The sequence below is a fragment of the Candidatus Peribacteraceae bacterium genome, assembly GCA_041661065.1.
Taxonomy (GTDB): Bacteria; Patescibacteriota; Gracilibacteria; order Peribacterales; family Peribacteraceae; genus CAIKAD01.
The window spans coordinates 90,605-107,486 of the sequence record JBAZVD010000001.1; the positions used below are offsets into that span (position 1 = coordinate 90,605).

Annotated in this window: 1 protein-coding gene (only partly in view); it reads right to left on the bottom strand. The window is 60.5% G+C overall.

Translation table 11 applies throughout. The annotated features are described in order from the left end of the window. Positions 1–16,882, bottom strand: partial view of a DUF2341 domain-containing protein gene (locus WC698_00450; protein MFA6038724.1) — the end only. The gene runs 35,600 nt beyond the window's last position; the window shows 16,882 of its 52,482 coding nt (coding positions 35,601–52,482); its start codon lies off the right edge, out of view; the stop codon is at positions 1–3.

Below are 16,882 nucleotides of genomic sequence, written 5' to 3' on the forward strand. Positions count from 1 at the left end.
TCAATCCATCAGGTCCTTATCGGAGAGGGAACCGTTGGAATGGGGCTCCCGCATCCGCAGGTGGGTGTGGTTTGAGGAGGGGTCCGCGCCGTGCATGAAGTGGCGGTGGATGCGGGGCGGAACGGCACGGCTGCGCACGCGGATCGTCCGCTTGCGGTGCCAGAGGAGGATGCCCAGGGTGGCGTTGCTGGAGATGAGGATGACGATGATGACCCAGGAGTAGACGGGGATGCCGCTAGCGCCCGCGGCCGCATGGCCGGTGTCGCTCACCATCACTTGGATCATGGGCAGCACCACGTCCGTCCGCACCTCGTCCGCACTGAAGTCGGAGGGCGGCTCGATGATGATCTCCTTCTTCTCCACCGGACCGTCCTTGGTGTGCACTTCCAGTTGGTGCGTGCCCGTTTCCACCTCATGGAAGGTGGCCACGCCGCTCTCGTTGGTGACGGCGATCTTGGGTGTGGAGAAGAGGATGACGGGCGTGTCGCCGTAGGGGTTGCCCAGGGAATCGAACACGCTCAGGTTGAGGGAGGCGATCACGGTCTTCCCCTCCTTGCGGAACAGGGCGGTGCGGTATTGCTGCGGCTCCGGCAGCTGCTTGGGTTCCGCCTTCTCGGTGCGTTCCGTCACGCGGTCCACCACCGTGCGCACGTTCCTGGTGCCGTCCGACACCGCGTCCGCCAGGCGGTCCCCCGCGCCCACCGTGACCTGCGCCACGCGCTCCGCAACCGTTCCCATGCCGCGCTCCGTTCCATAGGCGGCCAGCGCCCCCAGGTCGCGCACTTGGCGCGCGAGGGTCTTGCCCGCCTCCGCGGAGAGGGCGAGGGCTTCGCCGGAACGGTCCACCACGGCTCGCGGAGCACTGAGGACGGTTTGGAAGGCGATGCGTCCCGTCTGCTGCACGCGCTGCGTCCCTTCTTCCATGGCTTCCGCGCCGCGGCGCTCCATGCGGGTGGCGCGGCGTTCCAGCGTGCGGAAGGCGAAGAGGGCGTTGTTCGTGGTGCGGATACCGGCCTTCTCCACGGCTTGCACGAAGGCGATGACCGGCCCGCCCACCCTTTGCTGGAGGTCATTCACCCGCAGCGCAACGGCCGTGCCCGCATCGCGCGCGGCGCCCGCCACGCTCTGTCCCACGCCTTCGCGCAGCAGGGTCTCTGTCAGGCTGTAGGCGAGGCGCGACTGCGTGAGGGCTTCCGCCGGCCTGCCGAGGGCCACCTGCACGTTCTCGGTGGTGTTGCTGAACCTGCGCGCCACCATGCGTTCCGTGCGGTTGAGGGTGCGCTGCAGGTTCTGCGCGATCCGCGTCGTCTCCTCACGGGCGATGGCCAGGGTGTCCTGCAGGGCGGTGCGGAGGATGGGAACGATGATGGGGGAGACGTTGCGGAGGGATTCCGGCAGCCAGTACTGCGCTCCGCCGAAGGTGATCACCTGCGTCCGGATGCGCTCCTGCATTTCCAGCGTGCGCTGCGGCCGGGTGGCGGTGCGCACCTCGCGCTCGCGCTTCTGCCGGCGCTCCTGCTCCCCGCGTTCCCTCTCTTGGCGCTGTGCCTCCCGCTGTTGCTCTTCCCGGAGGGATTCCCGCAGTTCCTCGGCTTCCGGCAGCGCCTCCTGTTCCGGCGTGGGCTGCACGGGCGTGACGACGGACGGTTCCTCCATGCCGGCTTCCCCGCGCCTGCCGCCCAGGTCGCTCACTTCCTCCAGTTCCTCAATGTCCTTTCTCTTGTAGTAGAAGCCGAAGTTGTACGTGTACACGGCGCCGCCTTCCGTCACTTCCACGAAGCGGAAGTCGGATTCCGTGGATTCATGGTCGGCATCCGGGGGGGTGGCTTGGAGGGTGTAGTACCCTTGGCTCGTGAACACCTCGAAGAGATAGACGCCGTCCCTGCCCGTCACGTCCGTCATGGCCACCGCATCGCCCGTGGTGCTGATCCCCGTGAGCGAGAGGGTGACGCCCGAGAAGCGGTTCCTGTCATAGTCCTCGATCCTGCCGTTCTTGTTCCAGTCGAAGAACACGCTCCCCGTGATCTGCGAGACGCCGGTGTAGCCGAAGTCCGCCATGAGGGTGGCGCCCGTCCCCAGCACCGCTCCCGTGGAGGTGGGTGTGGTGTTGTCCCATCCCGCCGGGACGGTCGCGGTATCCAGGGTGACGGTGTAGCCCTCGCTCGTGCTCTCCATGACGTTGTGGAAGGCGTAGGCGCCCGTATTGCTCGTCACGCGCTCATACGCGATGACGCTGCCCGTGGCGGTGGTGCCGGTGAGGCGGATGGTGACGCCGGAGAGGCCCGCCGCCTCGGCTTCGCCCTTGAGGCCGTCGCCGTTCACGTCGTTCCACACCACGCCCGTCACGTGCCCGCCGAAGTTCCAGCGGAGGGTGTTGCCGCCGTCGCGGTTGGTGCCACCCGTGGCGTCTATGCTCCTGCCGCCCGTGGCGATGCCCCACGCCACATCCGCGTGGCGGACGGTGGCTGTGTCTCCCAGCACGACCAGGTGCCATGCGCCCGTGGCCGAGAGGTTGAGGAGGTCCGTTGCTTCGCCGTGCCAGTCTACGTTTCCGTTGACCGTAATCACGGATCCCGGCAATCCCACGGGATTCACCTGCCCCGCAGTCCCGATCGTCAGATCCCCAACGGTCGTGATCTCCTGCCCGTTGAAGTCAACGGTTCCGGAAGAGACGAGGAGCGAATCCGTGGTACCGGAGCCGGTAAATGTCACTACGCCTTGCGTCTTATTGATCACCACGTCTTCCACGCTCTTCCCGAGCAGATCCACGCTCTGCGCGCTCGAGCCCGAGAGGGTGATGGTGCCGGTGCCTTTGGTCCAGGTGACAGTGCCATTTCCTGCGATTGTCACGTTCTTTTGGAAGATGATGTCGGGGTTGGCGGAATTATCGATCGCATAGGTGTAACCACTTACATTGCTCCTGAATGTCACATCCCCTGCAAACACGTATGTACCGGCAGCCCAGGTGAAGGTGGAGTTGGCAGATGCAATATTGCGTATCGTTATGGAGGAGGAATCGTAGCGTCCGGCAGCAAGGCGGCCGGTGGTGTTGCCGTAGTTCCAAATGAAGCTAACGCAGTCAATGATGCTGCCTGCCGCGCGCGTAATGCCGTTTCCGCTATTATTTGCGTATTCAATCAGCTCGCCGTTTCCCGTGATATGTCCGGCACTGCCCATGTGCACTATCTTCGTTATGAAGGCTTGCGAGGAGAGGATGTTGACTGTCCCGAAGGTATCCGTTACCCCGTCCGTTTGGGCGGTTTGGGCGATGGTGAGTGTGGCACCCGTAGCAATGACGAGGTTCTGCAGAAAGCCGCCCGCTCCTGCTTTGGCGTAGAAGCTGCCGTTCCCAACCACGGCAACCGTGGATGAGTTCCTGTTGAACGTAGTCACATGCTGCCAATCGAAGTTCCCGCCCACTGTCCACGTCCCGTCTCCCATATCCACCCTCCCCCTATCCATCGTCACATTCCCCTCCACGGTGATGTTCTTGTCATTCGTGGCGAAGTCCAAGGTCCCGGAGCCCGTTGTGGCGAGGGCACCGCTCATGGTGATGTCGTTGGTCACGGGTTGGAGCGTCCCGGAGCCCGCATGTACCACGTTGTAGAACCTGCTCCCTTCATCCGTTCCACCGGAATTGAGGGTCTGCGTCGCTTGCGAAGCAGAGTCAAAGGAGACCGTGCCGCTGTTATGGGTGAACGTCCCTCCCGTCTTGGCCCAGTTGCCGGAGACGGTCATGGTTGCCGGTGCCGTAAAGGTGCCGGAGCTGAGCGTCACGTTCCCGTTGATATCCACATTCCCGGCTCCTCCCGTAAAGGTGCCGCCATTGACGGTCAATCCGCTTGCCGTAAGGTTCTTGCCGTTGGCGTTGAAGGTGCCCGCCGTTGCGGCCAGCGTCACTCCGCTTCCGATCTGCAGGTTATTGCCCGTAAGGGTCACCGTGGAAGCGCCGGAGTGGGTCAACTCGTGGAAGACGCTCACAGCCGCTCCCGTGCCGCTATTGATTGTTTGCGTTGTGGAACCGTTGAGGATAACGGTGGATTGCTGCGGGCGCACCGTTGCGTAGGTGTAGTTGATACTGCCTCCCAGGAGCACGGTGCCGGAACCGAGTTCCACGTATGCGTGCGTGTACTGGCCTGCAACGGAGATACCTCCCGTAATGCGGTGGGTGCCGTTCTTGAAGAGGATCTTCGCTTGGTACTTGTTGGGATAATCTGCACTGCTGTATCCCAGTGTCAGGTCGCCGTTGACCGTCAAATTGTATCCGTTGGTGTCCAGTGTCCGCGCCTCGGCCTCACTGTCGGCGGTAAAGTGTGCAAAGAAGACCATTTCCCCTCCCACAATCCAGTCATCGGTCATCTGCACCGTCGAGGTGTTGCCGTACTTCACGTGGAGCGGAGAATCGAGCCGTATGGCTTTCTGCGTGAGAGGTACGTCGTTCGTATTCGGGTAGAGCGAGAGTTTCACGATGTTGATGGTGCTGGAACCCACCACCATGTCCAAAGGATCGTTCTGCGTGGGGTAGTAGAGGACGAACGTGTAGTCCCCTGTAAGGGTGGAAGCGTTCCCCATCGTAAGCTTCTTGGAGTAGATGCTGCTGACGAGCGTGGAGGTGATGCCGTCCATAATCCGGATTTCCTCGAAGTCATTGGAGGTATCTCCGGGGCTTCCCACGGTCCCGTCCGCGCTCAACTGCCAGATGCCGGTGGAAGTGAGCAGTGAAGCCGTGCTCCCAACGAACAGGTCCCCGTCCACCCGTACGGTCTTGCCATTGTCCCTCACGTTACCCGCAACGATGGTCACGCCGCTGGCCGTAAGATTCGATTGGAGCGTCCACTGTCCGCCCGTCCCGTTGAACTTCACTTTCCCAAGGGATGATCCGGTCGCGGTGATGGTCTTTCCCGTGGTGGTGGCGGTAAAGGTCCCGGTGCCCGTTGCGGAGAAGGCATTGGGAACGGCATCGAAGTTCCCGGAGATTGTGTACGCATTTGTGTCCACGGCCATCGTGCCGTTCACGTCGAGGTCCGTCGCCGTCACCTCCCCTCCGGGCTGGTACGCATCACCCGTCCAGACCAAGAGTTCTTTACCCAAAGCCACAGTCACATTGTTGCTTGCCACGCTGTAGATGGTAGCAATGTCACTGTCGCCGCTTCCATCGGCCGTATCCAGGGCGGTATTCGTGATGGCGGTCGTACCGCTCTGGCTCATCACGATGAGCCTGTTCTGGTAGAGATCCACCCCCGTCATATGCGAACCGGAAGCAAGGGCCACCGTCACCGCATCCTCCGCCTCATCATCCACGAAGAGCGTTACGATGCTCCCTCCCGTCATCACGGAGGTGGAGTGGATGACGAACTCACCTTCATCATCCGTTTCATCGCTCCCGCTCACGGCTCCGCCGTTCACGCTCACGGAGACCGTCTTCCCCGAGAGGGGAGTAACGCCTTCATCACTGTAGAGGTTCCCCGTAAGGTTCTTCCCGAAGTTCCAGTTGTGGTTATTCCCCCCGTCCCAGCATCCGCTCGTAATCACCGTGCTCCCGCCCGAGGCATCGCTGTAGGCGACATCCGCGGTGCTCGCGGTGGCCGTCCCCGCCACATTCAAGGTCCATTCTCCCGTTGCAACCAGGTTGAGCCTGTCCCCCTCCTCCCCTTCAAGGCTCATATTCCCTCCCACCGTCACGACCGACCCATCCAAGCCGCTTGCCGCCACCTGCCCCGTGGTCCCGATTGTCAGATTCCCAACGGTCGTGATCTCCTGCCCGTTGAAGTCAATGGTGCCGGAAGAGACGAGGAGTGAATCCGTGGTGCCCGAACCCGTCAATGTCACCGTGCCATGGGTCTTGTTGACCACAATATCCTCAACGCTCTTCCCCAGGAGATCCACACTCTGTGCCGTAGAGCCGGAGAGGGTGATGGTGCCGGTGCCTTTGGTCCAGAGGACGGCACCCGTATCCACTATCACGTCGCCCAGGAAGGTGATGTTGGGGTTGGCGGACCCATCGATGGTGTACTGGCGGCCGTAGGTGCTGCCGAACGTCACATCGCCCGAGAACACGTACGTCCCGGCATCCCACCTGAAGGTGAAGCTGGAAGAGGGGCTGATATTGCGGAACGTCACGGACGGGGAATCGTAGCGTCCGGCGCCCGGGACACCGGCGTTGTTGGCGCCATTCCAGATAAAGGACGCACAGTCTATGACGCTGGTTGCCGTGCGCTTGATGCCGCCGAACCTGGTACCCGCGTTTTCGATGAGTGTGCCGTTCCCGGTGATATGCCCGGCAATGCCCATTTCCAATTTAATAGTGGTGAAGGACACGGCGGGAGCGATGTTGACGGTGCTGAAGATGCTCACGATCCCCTGCGCTTGCGTGTCCAGAGCCACGGTGAGCGTGGCGCCCGTGTTCACCGAGAGTTTCTGCAGGGTGCCGCCGTCGCCGGGCTTGGCGTAGAAGCTGCCGCTCCCCGACGCTGCGACCGTGGAAGAGTCACTGTTGAACGTCGTCACGTCCGCCCAATCGAAGTTCCCCGCAAGCGTCCATGTCCCATCCCCCATATCCACCCTCCCCCTATCCATCGTCACATTCCCCTCCACAGTGATGTTCTTGTCATTCGTGGCAAAGTCCAAGGTCCCGGAGCCGGTTGTGGCAAGGGAGCCGCTCATGGTGATGTCGTTGGTCACGGGTTGGAGCGTCCCGGAACCCGCATGGACCACGTTGTAGAACGTGCTCCCCTCGTCTGTGCCACCGGAATTCAAGCTCTGCGTAGCTTGCGAAGCAGAGTCAAACGTCACCGTTCCACTGTTATGGGTGAATGTTCCTCCGCTCTTCGCCCAGTTCCCTGTAACCGTCATCGTTGCCGGTGCGGTCAAGGTTCCGCCGTTGAGCGTCACGTTCCCGTTGATATCCACATTCCCGGCTCCTCCCGTAAAGGTGCCGCCATTCACCGTCAATCCGCTTGCCGTGAGGTTCAAGCCGTTGGCATTGAAGGTGCCTGCGGTGCTTGCGAGCGTCACCGTGCCGTTGGCGCGCAGGTTATTGGTGGAAATTGTGACGGTGGCGGCACCCGAATGTGTGATGTTGTTGAAGGTGCCTGTCGCATCCCCTCCGGAGATTACCGTCTGCGTGGCGGAAGCCTTGTTGAAGACCACGGTGGAGGTATCCGCGATGAACTGCGAGGGAGCCGTTCCTGTGCCGTAGTTGGTCCAGTCGCCGCCCACCGTGATGGTGGAGATCCTGCCGCCCGAGCCCGTTGCATCCAGCTTTTTGAGCCCGGTGTCGTTACCCAAGCCGATGATGATATTGCCGCCTACGGTGAGGTTGTACCCCTCTGTGTCCCAAGTAAGTATTCTTGCCAAATTATTATTTCCATAAAGATATAATTGCTTGGTTCCGTTTATTACTACATCCCCCGCTTGAGTAACGCTGACAGCACCCATAACCCGTATATTGCAATCATAACCGTTTGTAAGTGCAGGTATTGCTTGGTTGCCAGAAAGGCCGTAGAAATTCAAATTGCTAATAGAAATAGTTGAACCAGCGTCAAGACTGAGTGGATCTGTTCCATTCAAATGCACTGAGATATTGCCGGTTAGGACTCCTGAACCAACCGTTAAGAGCGTCCGGACAGCAATTGTGTCCGCTAATGTTGTCGTGTTGCCATTTTGCCCGCAAGTCAGGTTATTGAACCCGGTAGAATAAGCGCCTAGCGTGTTATTATACGTCAGAGTGTTATTCCCATTCAAAACTAAGGTAGCCGAGTCATATTGCGATCTGGAGAGCGTCCCATCCGCCTTGAAGTCCCCGTTCCCGCTCAGTGTGAGGGTGGAACTGTTGGCATTGAACCGGGACGTAGTGGAGGACTGGTCAAATGTACCCGTAACGGTCACGGGGAAGTTGCCCGTGGAATCCGTATCCACTGTCCCGTTCGTCACAGTGAGCGTTCCGGAAGCGCTCAAGGCATCCTGCAAGGTCCACTCGCCTCCCACGCCATCAAACTTGATGTTCTGGAACACACTTCCGTTGCTCTTGAGGCTCTTCCCGGCGCTCGTTGCCGCAAACGTCCCCGTGCCCGTAGAGGTGAAGCTCCCGCCCGTCGCATCCCAGTTCCCGTTCACGGTGTAGGCGTTGCTCCCGAGCGTCAGAGTCCCGTTGATATCCCAATCCGTAGCCGTCACCTCCCCTCCGGGCTGGTACGCATCGCCCGTCCAGACCAAGAGCTCTTTACCCGAAGCCACCGTCAGGTTCCCGCTTGCAACGGCGTAGATAGCGGCAATGTCACTGTCGCCGCTCCCATCGGCCGTATCCAAGGCTGTGTTCGTCACCGCAGAGGAACCGCTCTGGCTCATCACGATCAGCCTGTTCTGGTAGAGATCCACCCCCGTCATATGCGAACCGGAAGCAAGAGCCACCGTTACGGCATCCTCCGCTTCATCATCCACGAAGAGTGTCACAATGCTTCCTCCTGTCATCACGGAGGTGGAGTGGATGACGAATTCTCCCAAAGCATCCGTTTCATCACTCCCGCTCACGGCTCCCCCGTTCACGCTCACCGAGACCGTCTTCCCGGAGAGGGGAGTGACCCCCTCGTCACTGTAGAGGTTCCCCGTAAGGTTCTTCCCGAAGTTCCAGTTGTGGTTATTCCCCCCGTCCCAGCATCCGCTCGTAATCACCGTGCTGCCGCCCGAGGCATCGCTGTAGGCGACATCCGCGGTGCTCGCCGTGGCCGTCCCCGCCACGTTCAAGGTCCATTCTCCCGTTGCAACCAGGTTGAGCCTGTCCCCCTCCTCCCCTTCAAGGCTCATATTCCCTCCCACCGTCACGACGGATCCATCCAAACCGCTTGCCGTCACCTGGCCCGTAGTCCCGATCGTCAGATCCCCGACCGTCGTAATCTCCTGCCCGTTGAAGTCCACGGTTCCGGAAGAGACGAGGAGTGAATCCGTGGTGCCCGAACCCGTCAGTTGGACCGTCCCATGGGTCTTATTGACCACAATATCCTCCACGCTCTTCCCATTAAGGTCCCATTGCTGCGCGGCAGACCCCGAGGCCGTGAGGATCCCTGTTCCCTTGGTCCAGTTCAAGCTGCCGCCGCCCGTATCCTCGTCAATGATGTTCCCTTCCAGGATCCAGTTCACCGCCGTTCCCGCCGCGTTATTCACCACAATGTTGGCCGTGGAATCGAGGTCATAGGTGAAGTCGCCCTTTACGCGGATAGTGGCGGGGCCGTTTGTGTTGTTGGCGAGCGTCGTGGTTGTGGTTCCTGCCGCTTCCAGTTCAAGAGCATCGAAGACGTACGTTCCACCACCTTGCAGCGTCATGGTGCCTCCGTTGTAGAGCTTAAAGTCGGTTGTGTATGCACCCGGTGCCCAGACAGCGGAAGCGTACGGGCGAGAAATGACGATCCTATTCGGGCTCAGAGTGGCGCCCTCTTCGAAGGTTACCATGCCATGTCCAGCTTGTGGGCCGCTAAAGAGGATGTCTCCCGCGCCGGTGATTTCTGCGGTTGTTTTGAGTGCGAGATCCGCAAGGGAATAGAGAGCCAGGAAGTTCGTTGATACAGTCACGGAACCGTAGACGGTCATGACGTTTGTGACGCCGGTGTAATCCGCCGATGTAGCAGGGATGGTGATGACGGCACCGCTGCCGATGAGGAGGTTGTAGAGGTAGCCCGAGTCCTTTGCGATGAGGTTCTTCCCAACCCCCTGCAATACAACCGTTGATGCGTTCTCGTTCCACGTCGTCACATCCCCGTAATCGAAGTCCCCGGCAAGCGTCCACGTCCCGTCTCCCATATCCACCCTTCCCCTGTCCAACGTCACATTCCCCTCCACGGTGATGTTCTTGTCATTGGTCGCAAAGTCCAAGGTGCCGGAGCCGGTGGTGGCCAGGGAGCCGCTGAGGGTGATATGGCTTGTAACGGGTTGGAGCGTGCCGGAACCCGCATGGATCACGTTGTAGAACCTGCTCCCCTCATCCGTCCCGCCGCTGTTCAAGGTTTGCGTTCCCGTTGCCCCGTCGAAGGTGATTGTTCCACTGGAGTGTGTGAAGGTCCCGCCGTTCTTTGCCCAGTTCCCTGCCACTGTGAAGCTGCCCGTGGGGGCTGTGAGGGTGCCGGAGCTGAGCGTCACGTTTCCGTTGATATCCACATTTCCGGCTCCTCCCGTAAAGGTGCCGCCATTGACGGTCAATCCGCTTGCGGTGAGGTTCAAGCCGTTGGCGTTGAAGGTGCCGGCGGTAACGGTGAGGCTGTCTGCGGCGAGGGCGCTCCCCATGGTGAGGGTGTTGGCACCCTTATTCACCACGATATCCTCCAGTGTGAGGCCGGTAACATCCCAGCTTTGCGCGGTTGCTCCCGATGCCGTGATGGTGCCCGTCCCCTTGGTCCAGGAGAAGGCGCCGCCGCCCGTGTCCTGGTTCACTACATTGCCTTCAACGATCCAATCCACGCCCGTCCCCGCCGCGTTATTCACGGTAATGTCCCCCGTGGTGTCGAGATCGTACGTCAGGTTGCCCTTCACGCGGGTCAGGGAAGGCCCGTTGACGTTATTGGCGAGCGTAAGGGTGCTGGCGCCCGTCGTTTCCAGTTCGAATGCGTTGAACGTGTACGCCCCCGCCTCCAGGCTCAGGACACCGTTGATGCCGTCTTGGTTGTTATAGATCTTCACGATGCTTGCGTACGTACCGGGCGGCAGCGTGGGGGAAGTGGCGACGGGACGTACATTGAAGTAGGCGACATCGAAGGTGGCGGTGGAGGGGAACGAGAGGATTCCCTTGCCTGCGCCCACGCCGTAAATGACGAGTGAGGAGGTGCCGGAGATGCGGCCATTTGCCCCCAGAAGGACGATGCCGTTGCTCACGGAGAGTGTGCTGTTGAGGCTGAGGGTTCCGTATACGGAGAGCGTTCCGGTAAGGTAGGTGTCTGTTGTTTGCTGGGTGACCGTGGCGCCGGTGCCGATGACGAGGTTCTTGAGGCCAAGCGAGCCGGTGAAGGGCGTGAGGAACGTGTTTGCGCCGCGCATCGCGATGGTGGAATTGTTCCTGTTCCAGGTGGTGACGTCCTTGACATCGAAGTTCCCCCACACCGTCCACGTGCCGTCGCCCAGGTCGGTTCTGCCGTTATCCATCGTCACGTTCCCTTCCACCGTCACGTGTTTGTCATTGGTGGCAAGATCGAATGTTCCCGCCCCCGCGGCCAACACCAGCGCCCCGCTCACATTCAGGTTATCCGCGGGCGTCACGGTGCCGGCGCCCGTCATCTTTACGTTCCCGAAGCTGTTGCCGTTGCTCGTGAGGCCCATGCCCGCCGCCCCCGCAAACGTCCCCGTGCCCGTCGTGGTGAACGTCCCTCCCGTGGCGTCCCAGTTCCCGTTGACGGTGTAGGAGTTGCTCCCGAGCGTCAGAGTTCCGTTGATATCGTAATCATCGGCAGTCACCTCCCCTCCCGGTGCAAACGCATCGCCCGTCCAGACGAGCAGTTCCTTTCCGGAAGCCACAGTGAGATTCCCGCTTGCCACGCCGTAGATGGCGGCAATGTCACTGTCGCCGCTCCCGTCTGCGGTATCCAAGGCTGTATTCGTCACGGCGGCCGATCCCGACTGGCTCATCACGATCAACCGGTTCTGGTAGAGGGCAATACCCGTCATGCTCCCGCCGCTCCCCAGCACCACTGTGACGGCGTCCTCCGCGTTGTCATCCGAGAAGACCGTCACAATGGTGCCGCCCGTCATGGCAGGGAGGTTGGTGATTACGTACTGCCCGCCCGCGTCCGTCGTTCCGGAACCCGCCACGGCTCCCCCGTTGAGGCTCACGCTCACGGTCTTGCCGGAGAGGGGAGAGACGCCCTCGTCGCTGCTGAACTTGCCCGTGAGGGTGTTGTTGGAGGGGTTGCCGAACTCGGTCTGGCCGCCGCCCATGTTCCGGTACTCGAACTTGATCCAGGCGGCGGAGCGGGCGATATTGCTGAAGCGGACTTCGTCCATGAGGCCGTCCCAGAATCTGGTGTAACTGGTTGCCGTTTCATCGGATGGCATGGCTCCGATAAGAGTTCTTGTACTGACGAGGCCGTAATTCACGTTTCCGGCATTGACCGGGGTCCCTTCGGCTGCGCCGTTGACGTAGAGGTGCAGTTGGCTTCCATCATGGACGCCCGTGATGTACTGCCAATTGCCGTCGGTTATGGGTGTCGTCGACACGACATTCCGAATCGCTACGTCGTCCCGCACTTCCCAGTACCACTTGTGGCTACCGGTGTCCCGCGTCCACATGCGCCAGCCGGGGCCGTCCTCGTTCACCGTACTTACGGCCACGTCGTACTGATCCATGGTGTCGTTTTTCGCCCAGAAACTCACACTGAAGTTGTTGCTGAATTTGAACGTATCCGCATCAATGTTCGCCAGAGCTATATAATCGCTTGCCCCATCGAAGTCCTGGCCGATCCAAATCCATCCTGTTGCATCATCCTGCCCGGCCTGGTCGCCGTGGTTGGCGTTCGCCGTGGAGTCCGCGTAGAGGTCCGCCACGGTCCCTTCGTCCGTCGCCGCTTCCTTCAAGTGCCACACCCCCGCGAAGCCGTTCTCCCACACCCCTTCCTTCCACTGCCCGTCCCCGGCTTCACTGTTCCCGTAGTACAGGAAGATCTCGGTATTCTGCGCGCCGTACACCACGGGCACCTTGACCCAGAAGTTGCCTGAACCGGAGCCCGCGCGGATGCGGAAATCCTCCCGTTCATAGGGCAGGTTCATCCCCGTGCTCGTCGCAAAGCGGATATCCGCCCCGCTGCTCTGCGCGTTGGCCCCCACGGAGGTATCTGCGCTCAATTGCACGAGGAGCGGGAAATCATGGAGGTCCTCGTCCACGTAGGTGTGGGGAATGGTGATGCGCTTGTTGTAATCCCAGTTTTGCAGGTCAAAGTTCCAGTGCTTGTTCTGTCCCTTGTCCGTGGAGTGCGCGGCCGTGATCATTTGCCCGTTGGAGGCATCGCTGTAACGCACCTGCACATAATCGGCCTCAGCCGTTCCCGAAACGTTTAGCGTCCAGGAACCCGTTGCGGAGAGGTCCAACAGGTCATTCTCCTCACCTGTGAGGCTCAGGTTCCCGCCCACTGTGATCGTTGACCCGGGTAACCCCACAGGATTGATCTGCCCCAATACTCCAATACTCACATCCCCAATACTCGTAACGGCCTTCCCGTTAAAGTCCACCGCTCCCTGTGTCACGTCCAAGCTGTCCACCGTCCCCGTTCCCGTAAACTGCACCGTCCCCGCGGTCTTGTTGATCACAACGTCCTCCATACTCTTGCCTCCCAGGTTCACTTGCTGCGCCGTGGAGCCCGAGAGTGTGATGGTGCCGGTGCCTTTGTCCCAGATAAGGATGCCGGCGGTCTGTGCCAATGTGAGGTTGCCCTGTACCACGATGTTCGGGTTTCCGGTGCCGTTGGCCACCCGGATCGTGCGGCCTACCTGCTCGGCGTTGATGTTCACGTTCCCCGTGAAGACGTAGGAACCGGCAAAGTTGATGTACTTGGTCCCCGCCGAGCCCCCTGACGTGCCGAACGTGCCCGCCTCGTACCGCCCCGGCGCAAAGACCCCGGCGGACGTGCCCGGCGAGTACTGGAAGAGCGCGATGGTGATGCGTGCGCCTTCGGCGAATTCCACAAGCCCCACGCCCGATTCCGGCCGGTAGATGCGGTATTCGCCAGCGCCGCTCACCAGTGAGCTGCGGCCGTGGTAGGCTGCACAGGACACCCAGCAGAGGACAATGTGACCGGAAGCGATATCCAGGGTTCCCTGTTGCAGCAGTGTATGGCGGACGTACGCGTTGCCCACGCCGCCCGTCATGGAAATGGTGGCGCCGGTCTGTACGGTGAGGTTGTAGAGGTAACTATTTTCCTTATATGTGTAGACTTTGCCCGTGCCGGGGAGGATGACCGTTCCAAGGTCCTCGTTCCATGTCGTCACATCCTTATAGTCGAAGTTCCCGGAAACGGTCCATGTGCCGTCTCCCATATCCACCTGCGCGTTATCCATCGTCACGTTCCCCAGGACCGTGATATTCCTGTCATATGTGTCGTTATCGAATGTCCCCGCCCCCGCCGCAAGCGTTATGCCGCTCGCGGTCTTAAGGTCGTTCGTCACGGTCTGGAGTGTTGCCGCACCCGTCTGCTTGATGTTGTAGAAGGTGCTCCCTGCGTCCGTTCCACCGGAATTCAGGCTCTGCGTGCCCGTCGTGCCATCAAATGTGACTGTCCCGCTGCTATGGGTGAAGGTCCCACCCGTCTTGTTCCAGTTGCCGGAAACGGTGAAGCTGCCCGTGGGTGCGGTGAGTGTGCCTCCCGCAAGCGAAACGTTCCCGTTGATATCCACATTCCCCGCTCCTCCCGTAAACGTCCCTCCGTTCACCGTCAATCCGCTTGCCGTAAGGTTCAAGCCGTTGGCGTTGAAGGTGCCCGCTGTGCTCTTGAGGGTCAATCCGCTTCCGATCTGCAGGTTATTGCCCGTAACGGTCACCGTGGAAGCACCCGAGTGCGTGAGGTTATGGAATACGCTTACCGCCGCCCCCGTGCCGCTGTTCACTGTGTGCGAGGCGGAACCGTTGAGGATAACGGTGGATTGCTGCGGGCGCACCGTGGCGTAGGTGTAGTCGATATTGGTTCCCACGAGGATTGTGCCGGAGCCGAGTTCCAGGTATCCATGCGTATACTGGCCGGCCACGGAGATGTACGTTGTAAGGCGGTGCGTGCCGCTCTTGAAGAGGATTTTCCCGTAGTATCTATTGGGGTACTGCGCGTCGCTGGCGCCGAGTAGCAGGCGTCCATTCGTGGTCAAGTTGTAGCCGTTCGTATCCAGTACGAGGCTGGTTTCTTCCGTTGTGCTATTTCCACTACCGTGGATCCATAAGAACCCTGTGGTCCAATCGCCCGTCATCATAACCGTACTGGAGCTCTGGTAGCCCAATTCCACCTGGTTCGTGGTAGCAATCGCTTTCTGCGTAAGGACACCGGAATCCTCCGGATATATGGCAAGGGTACCCGTGATGCTGATGGTGCTGGAGCCGATTTGCATATCGATGAAGTCATTCGCAATGGGATACATCCACAGTGCATCCTCGCCCGTGAGCGTGGAGGCGGCGCCCAACACCAAGCTCCTGGTGTAGGTGCGGTTTAAGAGGGTGGCTGTAACACCGTCGGCCACCTGGAACGTGCGGAAGATATCGTCCCTGCTCCTGTTGAAGACGTTCCCATTGGCATTCATCTCCCAGATACCCGTGGAGGTGAGCGTGCTGCCCACATGGACGAAGATGTCCCCGTTCACCGTCACCGTCTTGGCGTTGTCCACGAGGCTTCCGGACGCCACCCTCACGGATTCCGCCGTTATGTTGCTGTTCAGCGTCCACCCGCCACCCACCCCATTGAAGACCGCCTTCCCGAGCGTACTGCCCGTGGCTGTAATGCTCTTACCGGCCGCCGTTGCGGTAAAGGTCCCCGTACCCGTTGCGGAGAAGGCATTGGCAACGGCATCGAAGCTCCCGGAAATTGTGTACGCATTTGTGTCCATACTCATCGTGCCGTTCACATCCAGGTCGGTCGCCGTCACCTCCCCGCCCGGCGCAAACGCATCGCCCGTCCAGACCAAGAGTTCCTTCCCCGTAGCCACAGTCACATTGCCGCCCGTAACAGAGTAGAGGGCGGCAATGTCACTATCGCCGTTGCCATCCCCCGTATCCAGGTGCGTGTTCGTCACCGCCACGGACCCCGATTCACTGCGCACGATCAACCTGTTCTGGTAGAGGCTCACACCAGTCATGTTGGAGCCGGAGCCGAGCACCACCGTTACCGCATCCTCTGTTTCATCATCCGTGAAGAGTGTTACCACGCTCCCCCCCGTCATGGTGGCCGTGGAGTGGATGATGAACTGCCCCGCCGCATCGGTATCGTCGCTACCGCTCACAGCCGCGCCGTTCACACTCACGGAGACGGTCTTCCCCGAGAGGGGAGTGATGCCCTCATCACTGAAGAGGTTCCCCGTCACGGACCTGCCGAAGCTCCAGTTGCTGTTATTGCCGCCGTTGGTGCTGGCAGTAGCCACGACCGTGCTCCCTCCCGCCGCATTGCTGTAGGCGACGTTCACATGGCTCGCGGAAGCCGTTCCCGTCACATTGAGCGTCCAAGTGCCCGTGGCCTGCAGGTTGAGCTTGTCGGAAGTCTCACCCGTGAGGCTCATATTCCCTCCCACATTGAGCGTCGTCCCCGCAAGCCCCGTGGGATTCACCTGTCCCGTGGCTCCAATGGTCAAATCGCCGACGGTCGTGATCGCTTTCCCGTTGAAGTCCACCGTCCCTGAGCTCACAAGCAAGCTGTCCAATGTGCCTGTCCCCGTAAACTGCACCGTGCCCGCCGTCTTGTTAATAACCACGTCCTCCACGCTCATGCCATCAAAGTCCACGCTCTGCGCGGTGGAGCCCGAGAGGGTGAGGGTACCGGTGCCTTTTTGCCACACGATGTTCCCGGCCGACTGTAACAACGTGAGGTCGCCGCGAACATCGAAGTTGGGGTTGTTAGCGGCATTGTCGAGTGTCATGGTGATGCCTGCGTTGTTGCTCATCAGGTTGAAGTCGTTCGTAAAGACGTACGTTCCCGCGGAAGGCCGCCAGCCGTAGCCGTTCTCGGTGTTGTAGACGCGGAACATGCCGGCGCCGTAGGTACCCGGCGGCACAATGTCCGCTGCGGGATCGGTGCCATAGAGACGGAAAACATCTATATCAATGATCGCCGTTGCGGGCTTATTGAGCAGGCGGGCGTTGGTATCACGGAGAACGAATTGGCCTGCACCCGAAATATGGGCCGCGTCGCCCAGGACCACGTTCCCCTTGGCGTAGAAGTTCATG